Here is a 14,154-nt window from a genome sequence, read left to right on the forward strand (position 1 = left end):
TTTGTATGCCTTGGCGCATTTAACAGCGACGCGTTATCACTCCTCATCTCGCTTGGATTGATTGGCATGTCGATGTCCGATAAAGTGCTGATAATACGTCGTCAATGCGAGTGAGCTTTATGATAAAAACAGCTTTGGTGGGTTTTGGCTTTTCTGCCAATACATTTCATGTTCCTTTTCTGAGCGCAATCTCTGAGTTTGCTATCTCAGCTGTCGTGTCCAGTAAACCCGATCAGGTTGCACAACGGTTACCTAAAGCGGCCTGCTTTGATGATCTCAGCACCTTATTAGCACAACAAGCCCCGGATTTGGTGGTGATCACCACGCCCAACCATCTCCACTACCAACATGTTAAACAAGCATTAGAAGCCGGTTGTCATGTCTTAGTGGAAAAGCCTTTTGTCACCAATAGTCGTGATGGCCTTGAGCTGGCCGCGCTGGCTAAACAGAAAGGCTTAGTATTGTGCCCCTACCATAACCGCCGCTGGGATGGTGATTTTCTCACTCTGAAAGGCTTACATCTTGCAGGCGAGCTCGGTGACATCAAAGTCATGCACTCTAGCTTTAATCGCTACCGCCCAGAGGTGCGTCAACGGTGGCGTGAGCTACCAGGTGAAGGCGCCGGTATCTTGTATGATTTGGGCTCACATTTAATTGACCAAGCACTGCACTTATTAGGGGATCCGAATGCGGTTTCGGCCAGTTGCCGCGCACTCCGCCCAGGCAGTGAGACGACAGATTACTTTCAAGTCACCCTGCATTACCCAGACAAAGAGGTGGTTCTCTCCTCTAGCCCCTATCGATCTGGGACCACAGAGCGTTTTGTTGTTCATGGTGAAAAAGCGACCTTTAGTACGTTTGGTTTAGATATCCAAGAGGATCAACTACGCGCCGGTTTAATGGTCACCGTCTCCGGTTTCGGAGAACAAGCGTATCAGGGAATGCTTGAGATTGGTGACAGCGTCACACCTGATCCCTTGACCTTAGAAGATGGCCAATACCATCGACTATTCGACGGGTTAGCTCAGGCAATTACAAATGACCAACCCTCGCCTGTTTGCCCTATCTCCGCCAGCAAAGTTATCTATGCCATTGAGCTGGCACAAACAGCCTCTGATACGGGCAGTCGCCAACCCTGGCAGTTCCAAGCCTGATCCTCACCAATTGATGAATAAAGCTTAGCTACATTGACAGATGTGACTGAGCTTTTTTCGAACAACCACTAAAGTTATAGTGCATTATAATGCCAAAATGTAGCCCAGAACATGGCAGGGCTACAAAATTCGGCGCGTATTACGCGAGAGTAAACTGATACACCATCATCAATAGGAGCAACCAAAACACTGAAACACGCCACTTGATAAGTGCCATTAAACCTAGCGCTATCGGCAATAAATCAAGGGGYTGCGTATAGGCAGACACCCATACAGGTTGGTAAAGCGCGGCAGCGAGTAACCCCACGACACTGGCATTAATGAGGCTGATCGCACCGGCCAAACGAGGCTGCGTTTTCACCGCCTCCCAGATAGGTAAAACACCAAACATCAGCAACGCGCCAGGCAAGAAAATCGCGATAGTGGCAATAATACTGCCCCAAAGCGGTGACAAGCCATCAATACTGGCACCAAGGTAGCTCGCCATCGTGAACATAGGGCCAGGCACAAGCTGTGCCGCCGCATACCCTTCAATCAACGCAGAATCTGTGACAACGTCACCAACTATGGGCTCAAGTAAAGGTAGCACGACATGGCCACCACCAAACACAAAGCTCCCTGCCTGATAGAAAAGATTAAACACTTGTACCCAAAGTGTCTGGTTAAACAACCAAGGCACCGTTAGCAATAATAAAAACAGGCCAATAATAATGGCACTACGACGCCACGCAATAGACACGACAGTGTGGCTCTGCTGCGCTTTTGCAAACCCTATTGCGCCAATCATGCCGGCGACCAAAATGGGCAGAATTTGGTACAACACGCCTGAAGGCGTCAGTAACAACCACAATGCCGTTATAACTGCGACAGCGGCAGTCACCCACGAGCTGACAAACTTTTTACCCATCGACACCGTCGCATCAATGACGACCACCACCGCCAATAACTTCGCCGCACTGATGATCGTTGCCACCCAGTCTGCTGCCTGCGCGCCACTGTTTAGTACCGCCACTGCTGTCAATAAGGCAAAGGAAGGTAAGGTAAACGCCACAAATGCGCCGAACGCCCCCAGGTACCCTGCACGCTGATAGCCAATATACATGCCTAACTGGCTACTTCCCGGACCGGGTAAAAACTGACTGATTGCCAGACCCGAAGCAAATGTTTCTTCGCTTAACCATCGCTTATTTTTGACAAAAACCCGCTCAAAATAACCCACATGGGCGGCGGGCCCACCAAAGGACATACAGCCCAACAAAAAAAACTGTTTGATCAACTCAATCATTGCTCACCTCCTGCTAAGAGTGTATGCGAATAGAACAATGAACAAAAACAAGACATTTTGATTTAATGAATCGATTAAATTAATAGATAAACAAGGCATAGCACCGCATAATCGTGATGTGTAAGTTTACAACACAAACAAGAGTGAGTACTTACAACTCTAAAAGTTAAGTGTCTACTCAGAGAAACAATCATTACTTTTGCATATAAAACAATATTTTGTATGTTGTGATGATTATCGTGATAATGAAGGTAAGGTGATCATCTGTCGCTTACAAAGGCAAAAAGTCGTGCTCTCATAGAAGTGTCGATGTCACAACATATTCGCATTTAATAAAATAGATTCGAGGCAGCATAGATGACCACCCTAGACGAACATAATGCGTGACATTGTCACACACATTCCTGACAGCCGACGTTATGTGGTAGTCTCACCCTATTGATGAAACGGATGTGCGTAGAATGCTCGATTACCTTCAACAAATCGTTGTGCTAGCGGCTGTTGCGCAAGAGCAGCACTTTACTCGCGCAGCAGAAAAACTAGGAATTTCTAAGTCCCAGGTCAGTAAACAGGTTCGCTATTTAGAGGATCGGCTCGGTGTGCAGTTGGTGCAGCGCAACACGCGTTCCGTATCGCTTACCGAAGTAGGCAACAGATATGCAGAATACGGTAGCCAACTGATCGCCACGTTGGATGAAGCTGAGGCAATGGTGGCAGGCTATCGGAATGAAGTGACAGGAAAACTAAAAATTGGGGTCGCACAGTCGTTTGGCAATACATTAATGACGCGCCACTTCGCTAAATTCCGCCAAGCTTATCCCGCGCTTAATCTTAACATTAACCTTTTTGACCACCGCCCTAACCTCGTCGAGGAAGGCTATGATTGCTGGGTCGCGATCCATGAACATCCTCCTGAAGGCATGGTGGCGCGAAAGCTGGCTGATTGCCAATTTAAACTGGTCGCGGCACCCAGCTACCTAGAAGCGAGAGGCACACCACAACAACTGGGTGATTTGCGTCAGCACGATTGCATTACCTATCAAAGCCGTGAACGCCGCTATGATAAATGGCCGTTTGTAAAAGCGGGCATAGAGCAAGTGGTGCATGTTAGCGGACAGTACACAATAAATAACGCGCCCGCTGTGCTAGAGGCGGTAAAGGCGGGACTTGGCATTGCCTATTTAGCTACTTACCTTATCAACGAGGAAATAGAAAAAGGCGAGCTTATTGAGCTCATTCCTGAATGGAAGCCTTGTCTTGAGTTACCCATTTACATTGTTTACCCAAGACGCAAGCATCTCGCGCCCAAAGTGAGAGAGTTTGTCGACTTTATGCTGCAAGAAATTGGCGATCCCCCGACTTGGGATCGCCCTTAATTGTGACGCCGTCACTTATCGCTGCTCAGCAGTGAGACCGCTGGTCGGCGTATTGGAGGTTGGCACCGTCTTTGATTGGTTGAGTACCGGGTTTGCGTACATTTGGCGCAAGTAATCACGTGCCGCGTCGGGAGCCTGAGCAAGCTTTTGCTCATATAAGCGCAGCTCTGCTGGCGTGACACTGTCATGTTCTACCCCAGCGGCAATATAATTTGCGGGGTATAAACGGTATAACTGGTGGATTTGCGCATCAATTTTCGCGGCCATTGACTCGGGCGTGTCTTGTGACAACGTCACAGGCTCACCAAACGCCACGTGCACATGCCGTTTATCTCCGACAATCCCTTTCACAATGGTTTGAATGTCTTCAAACTCGCTTTTTTCGTAGGCGCCAAGGCGATTGACCGCATCTAATTCAGTCGCTTTGTCCACATCACACGGGTCATTTTGATAAGAGATAGCCACAGGCACCACATTCAGTGCCTCCATATAGGCATCAAACGCTTGCTTACGTTTTCGTCCTTCCATAAAGAACATTTTTAAGATCGCCGGATCCGTGACATCTTGACCGGTCTTTGCCCGCCCCTCACGCTGAGCAATCCAGATAGATTGCCCCTCATCCAGCGATAAGCGTAAATAGGCAGAAAGCTGTGATAGCGACTTCATCATTTCACGTGGTGCTTTGGCAGAGCGTTTGACGATAAAGCTTTTATTGAGCTTCATCAGCTCGGTCGCACACGGCTTACGCAATAAGTTATCACCAATGGCAATCCTCACGGTATCAAGCCCTTGCTGGTGCAAGCACCAGTTTACTAACGCGGGATCCATGGCAATATCTCGGTGATTCGAGACAAAGAGGTACGCTTTATTCGGATCCAACTTTTCTATGCCTGAAACCGTGACTTTGTCGCACGTTGTTTTAATCATCTTGCGCATGTAACTGGCAACATGCAGTTGAACATCCTGCACTGTTTTGATGTTGTTCCACTTTTTGGTTAGATACAATTTAAGTGCTGGCTTTAAAAGCCAACCAAGTGGGCCAGACGCATGTGGATAGCGATAAGACAAGATCGCATTAATGAACTCATCATCTTGGATGAGGCGCTGAATCGCACTGGGAACTTCGTCGTCGTGATAAGGACGAATCTCTTGATAGGGATCGTTAACTGTCTGCACTTTCTTCCATTATATCGAGTAAAAACCGCGCCATTCTACGCAGTCAACAAAGGATTCAAAGTGAACCCACCGAAATTTTACACAGGTTGGAGGTCAGACCTTCAAGCGGGTTAAGAGTTCCACCTGCCGTCCTTGACTTGACCTCGACAACAAAAGTGATCACCATTGCCGCCTTATTACATCGAGACACGGTTATGAAGAACACGAGCGAATACACTCTTTATCACACACCCTCATTGATATTCACCCCTCGAAAGCGCCGCTACACAGCGAACCTGCTTTATGTTGAGGACGGTTTGGTGCTTGTTCGCTTAGGAAAAACAGATATCCCTGTCTATACCGGTCAGGGGTTCTGGCTACCTTTTGAGTGCCTTCACGCACTGACCATCACGCCCGATACCCGTTTACACCAATTGGCCGTGTCACCACGCACACAACACCCTCTCCCTGAGCGCGTGGGGCATGTTGTTTTGCCTCCATTACTGACCGCTGGCTTGATGGAACTTGGCACGCCGACAGCACCCGTATTAACGGCACAGCAATCGCATCACATTCAAGCCGTGCTGCTTGACCAAATCATGCATCTGGCTCCGACGCAACAACTCGATGCGCCCACACAAGCGCTGGCAGATTGTGCGGCGTGCGCCCAAACAGGTCAGCCACCGGTGAACGCAGCGCAACACTACCAATTACAAGCACTCACCCAGCTAACCATTGAACAACTGCAAGAGTATTTTACTGTTCGACAACTCAGAGCAGCGATAAAGTCTGGTAAAACACCGCAGCGCGCGGCTGAGTCGGCCGGACTCTCCACAGCCGACGCTGACACCCTGTATACCCGCTATGCCTGTGTGTTTGAACGCTAAACGCGCGTGTTCTTGAAACCGCACCGATAGGCCGTTAGCGACAAAAGACCGTCTCGCTCAGCTGTGCTGCGATACTGGGTGTAGTGAGATCATCAATCGGTAAGCCTTGCGCCAGTCTTTCGCGAATATGTGTACTACGCACTACCACCGTCTCAGGCATCCCTAAGACTGACCAGCGAGAGAGTATTTGCGCACTATGCGCAAATTGGCCAAATTTGAGCAAATTATCAGGGCCAACGACGAACGTGAGTGCTGCATCAGGGTAATCGCGCTGTAACGCGGAAAGCAGCATGTATGTCGTGACAGCGTCACCTTTTTGCCCTAACGACGCCTCTCGCTGACACACGTGTAGATTCGGTAAGCGCAAATCATTAATCAATGCCTGTACCCACCCGCATCGTGTCTCGTAAGGTGCCATCATTTTGCCCCATGCGTGTTTATAACTTGGCACTAGCAGCACCTTGTCAAAATGACACAATTGCGCCAAAACAGACGCGTGACCTTGAGTAGGTGGATTAAATGCACTGCCAAATACGGCTATTTGCTCTGTCATTATACGCTCTTCGCCAAGTCATTCTCGCGTTTAGGGATTACGGGAGATGATGCCATGAATCTGACCAAAAGCCCAACCTGTCGCCATCAACGTGAGGAGATTCACTCGCGCTATACCCAAGCCAACAGAGATCATGCACAATAACCTCATAGCGTCTTCATTTACATCGTATGCCAGAGTGATTGAGAGGAACATAAGATGGAACACCAGATCCGCGAAGCCATGTGCGTTCAACCGAATATCGATCCTGAAACAGAGATCCGTCGTCGCATCGCTTTTATCAAAACCATGTTGCAACGTTCAGGGACACGTAGCCTCGTGTTAGGTATCAGTGGTGGTGTCGATTCGTCGACATGTGGACGACTGGCACAGTTAGCCGTTGAAGAGCTTAACCAAGAAGCAAGCAACGACCACTATCAATTCATTGCGGTTAGGTTGCCCTATGGCGAACAAAAAGACGAAGACGAAGCGCAACTCGCACTGTCTTTTATTAAGCCGAGTAAAACCGTCACAGTAAACGTTAAGCCGGGTGTCGATGGTAACCACCAATCGGTTTTAGACGCGGTATCTGCCGTTGGCCTACTGCCCGATAGTGATAGCCGTATTGATTTTGCTAAAGGCAATGTCAAAGCACGCGCAAGAATGGTGGCACAGTATGAAATAGCAGGATTAACCCAAGGGCTGGTCATTGGTACCGATCATTCAGCTGAGAACATCACGGGTTTTTATACCAAGTTCGGCGATGGTGCGTGTGATCTTGCGCCGCTCTTTGGTTTAAGCAAGCGCCAGGTTCGTCAACTCGCGGCCACATTGGGGGCGCCAGACATCTTGGTGCATAAAACGCCCACCGCTGATTTAGAGGACTTATCACCGCAAAAAGCGGATGAAGATGCGCTACAGCTGACCTATGAGCAAATAGATGATTTTCTTGAGGGCAAGCCTGTCGATAACGCGGTTAAGGAGAAAATCATACAGGTTTACCAAGCCACACAGCACAAACGTCAACCGATTCCGACAATTTATGATCTCGATAACTGATTGATGAACTAAAGCATTAAGGAGAAAAGCGTGTCTGGCTTAGTCTGAGTCAAGAGATGGATGCGTGCAGTTGATGATCTGGGTGCCGGTCTGCTTGTTGGCCGGCATCAATCAAGCCATCAAGCTCACGCCAGAGGTGATCACATAACCCTGGCCGATACACCGCGACCCGGAAGCCTCCATGCTCGCGTTGATATTGTAAAAAACGCGGCGGACTGTGCTCACTACTGGCAATCACATTGGCTAAACGGTCACAGGTTTTTACCACTAATGCTAGCCACGCAGCTTCATCGCTCGGATCGAGCGCGATCAAACGCTGGTTCAATGCGCGCTTTCTCTCTTCCCGGCTTGGCCGTCGGGGATCCGTCACGAGCATGACAGCCCTGGCAACCGTTGGGCCGAAAAGTGCTGAGATCTCGTCAACACGTGTGGCGGTATCTTCCAAAATGTCATGCAATTGCGCCACAATGCGTGCTTGCTCACCAAAGGGCGCGGCAATGCGCTCAACATGATCAAGGTGACAACGATAAGGCTGGGCACCATAACGTTGCAGTGCGTGCCGCACCCTCGCCCACTCGCGCGCCTTTTCAAGCCGATTGCTCATCCGACACTCCTTTTACTGATCTCCTTTAAATAAATCAGGGATTGGCGGAATTGTAAATAAAAAGGCGATTTGTTTGCAGCTTGTCTCACTCTTCAGACGAAGATGCCTGCGCCGCTTGCGCTCTGATTTCATTAGCAACGTGCATAATGGCCTCGCCACTGCTCATCCCTTCTGCCATCAGTGCATGAATGCGCTCTGCCGCTTCTTGCTGTTGTTCATGGTTTAACGTGACGCCATCAAACATAGGGAACTCTCTTGGTGGTAAATCGTGATCAAAAAAGGCAGGCCATTTTAGGGCCTGCCTCATCATTTGTCATCATCAATAAAGGGCTAGAATGTGAATGCCAGCTGAGCCGATCCGCCATAACTGTCGCTATCAATAATACTGGCAGCAATATCGAAGTTGGCCACACCAAAGGGAGACAACCCTAAACCGAGCGTAAACGCATTGTCGACGTTATCTTCAAGATCCGCGCGATAACCGGTACGTAACTGCGCATGACCAAAGGCATCAAACTCTGCCCCAACCCGGAAAAACTGGGTGTCATCGTCCACATCCAGGGTACCTTTAAAGCCCTTTTTCTTGTTCAAATCCAAATCCGCCGCGAGGGTGACAAAGTCAGATACAAAGGCTGAACCCAGCGTGACTTGCGGCTCAAGTTCATAGGTGAAACTGTGACCGGTTCTCGCGCTGGTCACAGTATCGACATCTTGGCTAACAAGGTTTTTGCCTGCAAGCCCCACCCGATAAGGGCCGGACTGCCAGACGGCGCCAAGGTCCAGGTTAAACGTGTTTTCTTCTTCACGGTAGCGGCTATCATCCCAATCATCCGTATCGTAATCGTCAACCGCGACACCGTAATTATAGGTGGTAATTCTCTCTAGTTTCGGCGTCACTCCCACCGCCACTCGCTGACCCGCGAGCTCGAGGTTAGTGGCCAACGCGACCCCTAACTCACCAATACCCGCGGCAATAATGGTCGCAGTTGAATTGGGGTTGGAAGTGACACCAAAATCACTGGTGTCGATATCAGGTAACACCGCGCCTTCAATCAACCCTGAGGTATAAAGGGTGGCCGAGACAGAGCCAGTAGGAATGCCGACTGCGGCACCGACGCCTGCATCGAGATACGCTTTATCGCCTTGCACCGCTCTCAATGATTGTTCAATTTGATTGGCATCATTGGTATCAAACGCATCTGCTACATCATCAAGCCCATCAACCAGCTCATCAGGGTCACGCACCTCAGCGCCAAGATAAGGCACGAGAACACCAAACGCGCTGTCAGGGTCAAGCGCCGCCAAAGCAGGATTATGAAAGCCAGCAGAGAGGTAGTCGCCCGATGCGACACCCACCCCGCCCATCGCATTGCCGCGCGCATCGGTGGGATTGGTTGCAGCCATCGCACTGGCAGAGCACGTGGCTAACGCTAGAACAAGTGCTTTCGTTTTAAAAGTCATTGAGCGGCCTCTATATTGTTTGTCTCGCTACTAAAAGCAAGAATAGAGGCAAAACCCAATGGGTGGAGAGCGTTCACTAAAACCTGTGAGCTTTATCAAACTACGACACATCTAAACGTCGTTTTACTGATTATCAGCCTCAGGCGCAATCGCCTCAAGTGAGCCAGGGTCCAAGTCCGGCAGATCAATCGCACGCCCGATGCGCTGTACTTCTTCTATCGATAACGCGCCTTGCCAGCGACGCTCAATCAAGGCAACACTGAACCAATACTGTCCATTGGGTACATCCAGCATGGGCAACTGAGTCGGGAGTCGTTTGTGCTTCTCTGCCGACCAAATCGGTGCGCCATCAGTTTGGTTTTGCGGATAAAGGTTAAGCGTCAAAAAAGGACGCTGGCAGGTTGAGTTAAAATCATCAAAAGGCGCAATGTGCCAACTGCGGGTGTCTTTCCAGCTCAGCGTTTGACGCGGCTGAGGTTGTGTCAGCAATAACCAACTAGACCATGTCTCTCCCGCCACTGACTCAGCGGTTAACTGGTAAAGCCCTTCAGAAACCGGCTCTGATAGCCCATCTTTCATAAGGCGCCAGCGATGTTGTTGCTCTGTCGATAAATCGTCACTGATGACGGTTTCGTCCGGCCATTTTTTCAGTGTAAACGCCTCAACGCCAGGCTGCGACTCTCCCGCCACTTGGACGCGGTAGTAAACGCGACTGGTAGTCTGCACCGTTTCTCGACGAATGGAGACATTATTCAGCCAATCCGGCAACGTCTGACGACTCAAACTACGGCCACAATCTTCAGTAATGGCCAGTGCCAATAACTGAGCCAGATGATCCTGACGCGACGCTGAAAGACTGGGCTGTTGCCACGCCTCAATCATCGATTCGACACTGGCCGCGGTTTTCCCCTCTAACAGGCGCTGATGGGCACTGGTTAATGCATCATTGCCATCAAACCATGCTGCATGCACACCACTTGCAGTCAAAATCGTCAGTAATGTTCCAGAAACGACCCACTTTTTCATCATGCTTTCATACGGTAGCCAACGCCACGCAAGGTTTCGATATTGACCGAAGGTAGCTTTTGCCGCAGCTGTAATATGTGCGTATCGACGGTGCGAGTTGTGGGATAATGGTTGTAGCCCCACACTTGATCCAATAGTTCATCACGCGTAAATACCCGTCCCGCATTCTTGGCCAAAAAGTGTAAAAGGTCGAACTCAGTTCGTGTCAAAGTCATCTCTTCTTCGCCACAAAATACCGCTCGGCTCGCGGTATCAATACGCACATCATTGATAATGAGGTCATCGCTCGAGACTTCCACCTCACCCACGGGATGGCGAAGATGCACACGCACGCGCGCAAGCAACTCGGCCTCCGCAAAGGGTTTGGTGATATAGTCTGTGGCGCCGGAGTCCAGGCCGCCTACACGATCGCGCACCGAGACCATGGCCGTCAGTAAAATCACAGGAATGGTTTTAAGCTTATTCCAATCCGCTAGCCACTCAATGGAGTCGCCTTCTGGCAATTGGCGATCGAGGATCACGAGATCGGCATCTCTCCATAATTCGGCCACTTTTGTCGCATTTTCTGCATATAAGCAGCGGTAGCCTGCTTGTTCCAAGCTTGCCAGTAAACCATCAGCCAGGTTGGCATCATCTTCAACCAGAAGTAACGTCGCTTGCGTCACAATGAATCTCCAAAGTAAATGTGGTGGGTGGGCCAGATAAAATTAACTTCCCCCCCATTCGCTCAATCATGGATTCTACAATCGTCAGCCCCAGTCCAAGTCCACTTTGGCTGACAAAAGGTTTGCGTATGTGTTTCCAGTCCTTGGCCGTGAGTTCCCCTTGATCGCGTATCGCGATCGTAAAACGATCCTCAGACACGTGAGCATGAACATCGACGGGTGCAACGCCATATTTGACCGCATTAGCAATCAAATTGTTCAACGATGTTGCTAACCAATAAACATTCGCTCGCACGGCACCATCTTGGCTTACGTGTAACGTAACTTGGTGCTCGTCGCAAATATAACCCAACCACTCTTCAACAGAAGGGATCGTCTCTTTACTGAGAGGTTTCTGGTTGGATTGTAAATAATCTTTACTTGCCTCTGCCAATTGTTTTAGGCGTCGCGAATCCTCGCAAAGCCGGCGGAACTCCTCATAAAAATCATCGGGTAAACTATCAAATTTGCGCCGAAAGCCCTCCACTGTCATGGAGAGGCTCGCAATCGGCGTGCGCAGTTCATGGGTGAGAATTTGCAACACCAGCATACGCTCTTGCATCAACCGGCGCTGCACCGTCCAACGGTTAAACGCCCAACCACCCAGTGCCACAAGGTTGATAACGATTAATGCTCCGACCAAGTAGGGCCAATAACTGGGCGCTTTTTCCTCATTCCAACAAATGTTGCCCACTCGCGCCAAACAGAAATCTTGCTCCCCACGAGGGGTGATCCTTAAATCAAACTCGGCCAGTAATGGCTGCCATTGCGAGGCTTGGTATAAATGGTAATAACTGCCAACGCGCACCCACATCTCATTCTGACTGATTAACGATTTAGCGCCGCTGTTTAAGGCATCAACGGCATTAGACTCCATCCGCTGCAATCGTCCCAACAAGCTGTCTGGTTCTGCTTGAGGCCGCTCTTGAATATGAAAAAAACGCATTAGTTCGCTGCGCCGCTCAGGAAATTGCTCTGCATATTTTGCCGCGTAACTTCCCCCACCGGGATGAATAAAGCCAGACCGAGAGAACCATGCCACCGGAAGCTGAGTGTTATTACACATCGCTCGCGTGAACACCAACGGCTCTGTCACCTTTGGATTGACCGGCCACGGGCCTTGGCATTTTTGTGCAGCTTGATAAAGGCGGCGAATATCTTTTAAAGGATAATTAGCGCTCTGCGGCAACAAGCTATCGGGGCTAAGCAGCACACGAGGGAACGCACGGTTAATACCAATCAGGTTATAGCGTGCAACGGGATCGGCAAGCAATAACTGCGCACGAAAGGCAGTCATCTGTTCCGAGAACGTGCTCGCGGCCAAGGTTGGCCAGCCAGTCAATGTGAGAATGAGTAGCAGCAGAATTCGCATGATCGCAAGCTTACCATCAATTTTTATCAAAATGTCAGTGCCGTGTAAGTTCCAAGGCCGCGCCCGGCACTCTCCGTCACGCCAAAAGACGTAGCGAAAAAAAGAGCCAGTCGAAACTGGCTCTTTTCGGCAACGCCACCAATCAGTAGACGTCATTACAATGCTTTAAAGATCGCTTCAACGCTTTGTTTCGCGTCCCCAAATAGCATACTGCTATTGTCTTTGAAGAATAGCGGGTTTTGCACCCCGGCATAACCTGTGTTCATTGAGCGCTTAAATACCACCACATTTTTGGCGTTCCAAACCTCAAGGACCGGCATGCCAGCGATGGGGCTCGATGGATCGTCCGTTGCCGCAGGGTTTACCGTATCGTTGGCACCAATGACCAAAACCGTATCTGTGTCAGGGAAGTCATCATTGATTTCATCCATCTCCAGTACAATGTCATAAGGCACTTTGGCCTCAGCCAACAAGACGTTCATGTGGCCTGGTAAACGACCCGCAACAGGGTGAATCGCAAAGCGCACCTCAATACCCATACTCCGGAGTTTTTCTGTCACCTCGTAAACAGGGTATTGGGCTTGCGCAACCGCCATGCCATAACCCGGGGCGATGACGACGCTGTTAGACTCTTTCAGCATTTCGGCAACTTCTTCGGCTGTGCTTTCTCGATACTCACCGACTTCGTCATCACCAGAAGACGCAGTGCCATCAGAGCCAAAGCCACCGGCGATGACACTAATGAAAGAACGGTTCATCGCTTTACACATGATGTAAGACAGAATCGCCCCCGATGAGCCCACTAGCGCGCCTGTCACAATCAAGAGATCATTTGCCAACATAAAGCCAGCTGCAGCGGCGGCCCAACCTGAATAGGAGTTCAGCATCGATACCACCACGGGCATGTCTGCACCACCGATCGAGGCCACTAGGTGATAACCAAACGCTAACGCAATTACGGTCACTATCAGCAGTGCCGCTGTTGAACCTTCTGCGTTGACAAAGCTGATTAGCAACAGGAACGACACAACGACAGCAGCCAAGTTAAGCTTGTGGCGATGTGGCAACATCAAAGCCTTGGAAGAAATCACGCCACGTAGCTTACCAAAGGCGACAATCGAGCCGGTGAAGGTGATCGCACCGATAAAGACACCGAGGAAAATCTCAACCAAATGGATATTAAGCATCGCGCCCGTCAGCGGCGGGTGATCGATGTAGGTATTAAAACCCACCAATACCGCAGCCAAACCCACGAAACTGTGTAGCATCGCCACCAGCTCAGGCATTTCTGTCATTTCTACGCGCTTAGCGTAATAAATACCGATCGCGCCACCAATGACCATGGCCAGAATAATCCAGCCCACACCTTGCACTTCCGGCCCCCAAATAGTGGCAACCAGAGCGATCGCCATCCCGGTAATCCCGTAATAGTTGCCTGCGCGCGCTGACTCTTGCTTTGATAGCCCAGCCAAACTGAGAATAAAACAAAGCGCAGCGACAATATACGCAGCTTGTACCAATCCTTCAGACATTCTTTCT

At 49.9% G+C, this 14,154-nt stretch carries 14 protein-coding genes; 4 read left to right on the forward strand and 10 right to left on the reverse strand.

What is annotated here, in order from left to right:
• The first annotated feature begins 119 nt into the window (after positions 1–119).
• A complete protein-coding gene (locus BZG23_RS08065) occupies positions 120–1,154 on the forward strand; it encodes a Gfo/Idh/MocA family oxidoreductase (RefSeq protein ID WP_077606610.1) in 1,035 nt (344 codons plus the stop codon).
• A 139-nt stretch (positions 1,155–1,293) separates the two neighbouring features.
• Here BZG23_RS08065 and chrA read toward each other — a convergent pair whose 3' ends face one another.
• Positions 1,294–2,439 carry a chromate efflux transporter gene (chrA, locus tag BZG23_RS08070; protein WP_077606611.1) on the reverse strand — a complete coding sequence of 382 codons (1,146 nt, stop codon included), beginning with the start codon at positions 2,437–2,439 and terminating at the stop codon, positions 1,294–1,296.
• A gap of 461 nt (positions 2,440–2,900) precedes the next feature.
• Here chrA and BZG23_RS08075 point away from each other — a divergent pair, with 461 nt between their 5' ends.
• Complete coding sequence (locus BZG23_RS08075; protein WP_046075863.1) at positions 2,901–3,815, forward strand: LysR family transcriptional regulator; 915 nt, start codon at positions 2,901–2,903, stop codon at positions 3,813–3,815.
• Positions 3,816–3,830: 15 nt separating this feature from the next.
• Here the strand turns inward: BZG23_RS08075 and BZG23_RS08080 are convergent, their stop codons facing one another.
• Entirely contained in the window at positions 3,831–4,991 is a 1,161-nt protein-coding gene (locus tag BZG23_RS08080) for a lysophospholipid acyltransferase family protein (RefSeq protein ID WP_077606612.1), read from the reverse strand.
• A 194-nt stretch (positions 4,992–5,185) separates the two neighbouring features.
• Here BZG23_RS08080 and BZG23_RS08085 point away from each other — a divergent pair, with 194 nt between their 5' ends.
• Positions 5,186–5,857: a hypothetical protein gene (locus tag BZG23_RS08085; RefSeq protein WP_077606613.1), complete on the forward strand. Its 672-nt coding sequence runs from the start codon at positions 5,186–5,188 to the stop codon at positions 5,855–5,857.
• Between the two features lie 34 nt (positions 5,858–5,891).
• On the opposite strand, the gene BZG23_RS08090 is transcribed toward BZG23_RS08085, so the two are convergent.
• On the reverse strand, positions 5,892–6,410 hold the full coding sequence (locus BZG23_RS08090) for a nicotinate-nicotinamide nucleotide adenylyltransferase (protein ID WP_046075865.1): 519 nt from the start codon (positions 6,408–6,410) through the stop codon (positions 5,892–5,894).
• A gap of 198 nt (positions 6,411–6,608) precedes the next feature.
• Between BZG23_RS08090 and nadE the strand changes: the two genes are divergently transcribed.
• Positions 6,609–7,448, forward strand: a complete 840-nt coding sequence (gene nadE / locus BZG23_RS08095; RefSeq protein WP_077606614.1) for an ammonia-dependent NAD(+) synthetase — start codon at positions 6,609–6,611, stop codon at positions 7,446–7,448.
• A gap of 49 nt (positions 7,449–7,497) precedes the next feature.
• Here the strand turns inward: nadE and BZG23_RS08100 are convergent, their stop codons facing one another.
• From BZG23_RS08100 to pntB, 7 genes are all read right to left on the reverse strand, one after another.
• Positions 7,498–8,052, reverse strand: coding sequence for an HD domain-containing protein (locus BZG23_RS08100; RefSeq protein ID WP_046075867.1), 555 nt, complete (start codon positions 8,050–8,052; stop codon positions 7,498–7,500).
• Positions 8,053–8,137: 85 nt separating this feature from the next.
• Complete coding sequence (locus BZG23_RS08105) at positions 8,138–8,296, reverse strand: YoaH family protein (protein WP_077579155.1); 159 nt, start codon at positions 8,294–8,296, stop codon at positions 8,138–8,140.
• A gap of 86 nt (positions 8,297–8,382) precedes the next feature.
• On the reverse strand, positions 8,383–9,513 hold the full coding sequence (traF, locus tag BZG23_RS08110; protein ID WP_077606615.1) for a conjugal transfer protein TraF: 1,131 nt from the start codon (positions 9,511–9,513) through the stop codon (positions 8,383–8,385).
• Between the two features lie 123 nt (positions 9,514–9,636).
• Positions 9,637–10,539, reverse strand: coding sequence for a DUF2861 family protein (locus tag BZG23_RS08115; protein WP_077606616.1), 903 nt, complete (start codon positions 10,537–10,539; stop codon positions 9,637–9,639).
• Positions 10,539–11,204 (reverse strand): response regulator transcription factor, encoded by a 666-nt coding sequence (locus BZG23_RS08120; RefSeq protein WP_046075870.1) that lies wholly within the window; start codon positions 11,202–11,204, stop codon positions 10,539–10,541. The genes BZG23_RS08115 and BZG23_RS08120 overlap by 1 nt, the downstream gene beginning before the upstream one ends.
• Positions 11,176–12,615 (reverse strand): ATP-binding protein, encoded by a 1,440-nt coding sequence (locus BZG23_RS08125; RefSeq protein ID WP_046076074.1) that lies wholly within the window; start codon positions 12,613–12,615, stop codon positions 11,176–11,178. Before BZG23_RS08125 ends, BZG23_RS08120 begins: the two co-directional genes overlap by 29 nt.
• A 155-nt stretch (positions 12,616–12,770) precedes the next feature.
• Positions 12,771–14,147, reverse strand: coding sequence for a Re/Si-specific NAD(P)(+) transhydrogenase subunit beta (pntB, locus tag BZG23_RS08130; protein WP_046075871.1), 1,377 nt, complete (start codon positions 14,145–14,147; stop codon positions 12,771–12,773).
• Positions 14,148–14,154: the final 7 nt, after the last annotated feature.

It is taken from the genome of Salinivibrio sp. ML290 (assembly GCF_001995695.1).
Classification (GTDB): Bacteria; Pseudomonadota; Gammaproteobacteria; order Enterobacterales; family Vibrionaceae; genus Salinivibrio; species Salinivibrio siamensis.

Bases quoted from the DNA above. Each gene is read 5' to 3' on its own strand.
- BZG23_RS08075 (WP_046075863.1), top strand. From the start codon at position 2,901: ATGCTCGATTACCTTCAACAAATCGTTGTGCTAGCGGCTGTTGCGCAA.
- nadE (WP_077606614.1), top strand. From the start codon at position 6,609: ATGGAACACCAGATCCGCGAAGCCATGTGCGTTCAACCGAATATCGAT.
- BZG23_RS08090 (WP_046075865.1), bottom strand. From the start codon at position 6,410: ATGACAGAGCAAATAGCCGTATTTGGCAGTGCATTTAATCCACCTACT.
- traF (WP_077606615.1), bottom strand. From the start codon at position 9,513: ATGACTTTTAAAACGAAAGCACTTGTTCTAGCGTTAGCCACGTGCTCT.
- BZG23_RS08105 (WP_077579155.1), bottom strand. From the start codon at position 8,296: ATGTTTGATGGCGTCACGTTAAACCATGAACAACAGCAAGAAGCGGCA.
- pntB (WP_046075871.1), bottom strand. From the start codon at position 14,147: ATGTCTGAAGGATTGGTACAAGCTGCGTATATTGTCGCTGCGCTTTGT.
- BZG23_RS08115 (WP_077606616.1), bottom strand. From the start codon at position 10,539: ATGAAAAAGTGGGTCGTTTCTGGAACATTACTGACGATTTTGACTGCA.
- BZG23_RS08065 (WP_077606610.1), top strand. From the start codon at position 120: ATGATAAAAACAGCTTTGGTGGGTTTTGGCTTTTCTGCCAATACATTT.
- BZG23_RS08100 (WP_046075867.1), bottom strand. From the start codon at position 8,052: ATGAGCAATCGGCTTGAAAAGGCGCGCGAGTGGGCGAGGGTGCGGCAC.
- BZG23_RS08085 (WP_077606613.1), top strand. From the start codon at position 5,186: ATGAAGAACACGAGCGAATACACTCTTTATCACACACCCTCATTGATA.
- BZG23_RS08125 (WP_046076074.1), bottom strand. From the start codon at position 12,615: ATGCGAATTCTGCTGCTACTCATTCTCACATTGACTGGCTGGCCAACC.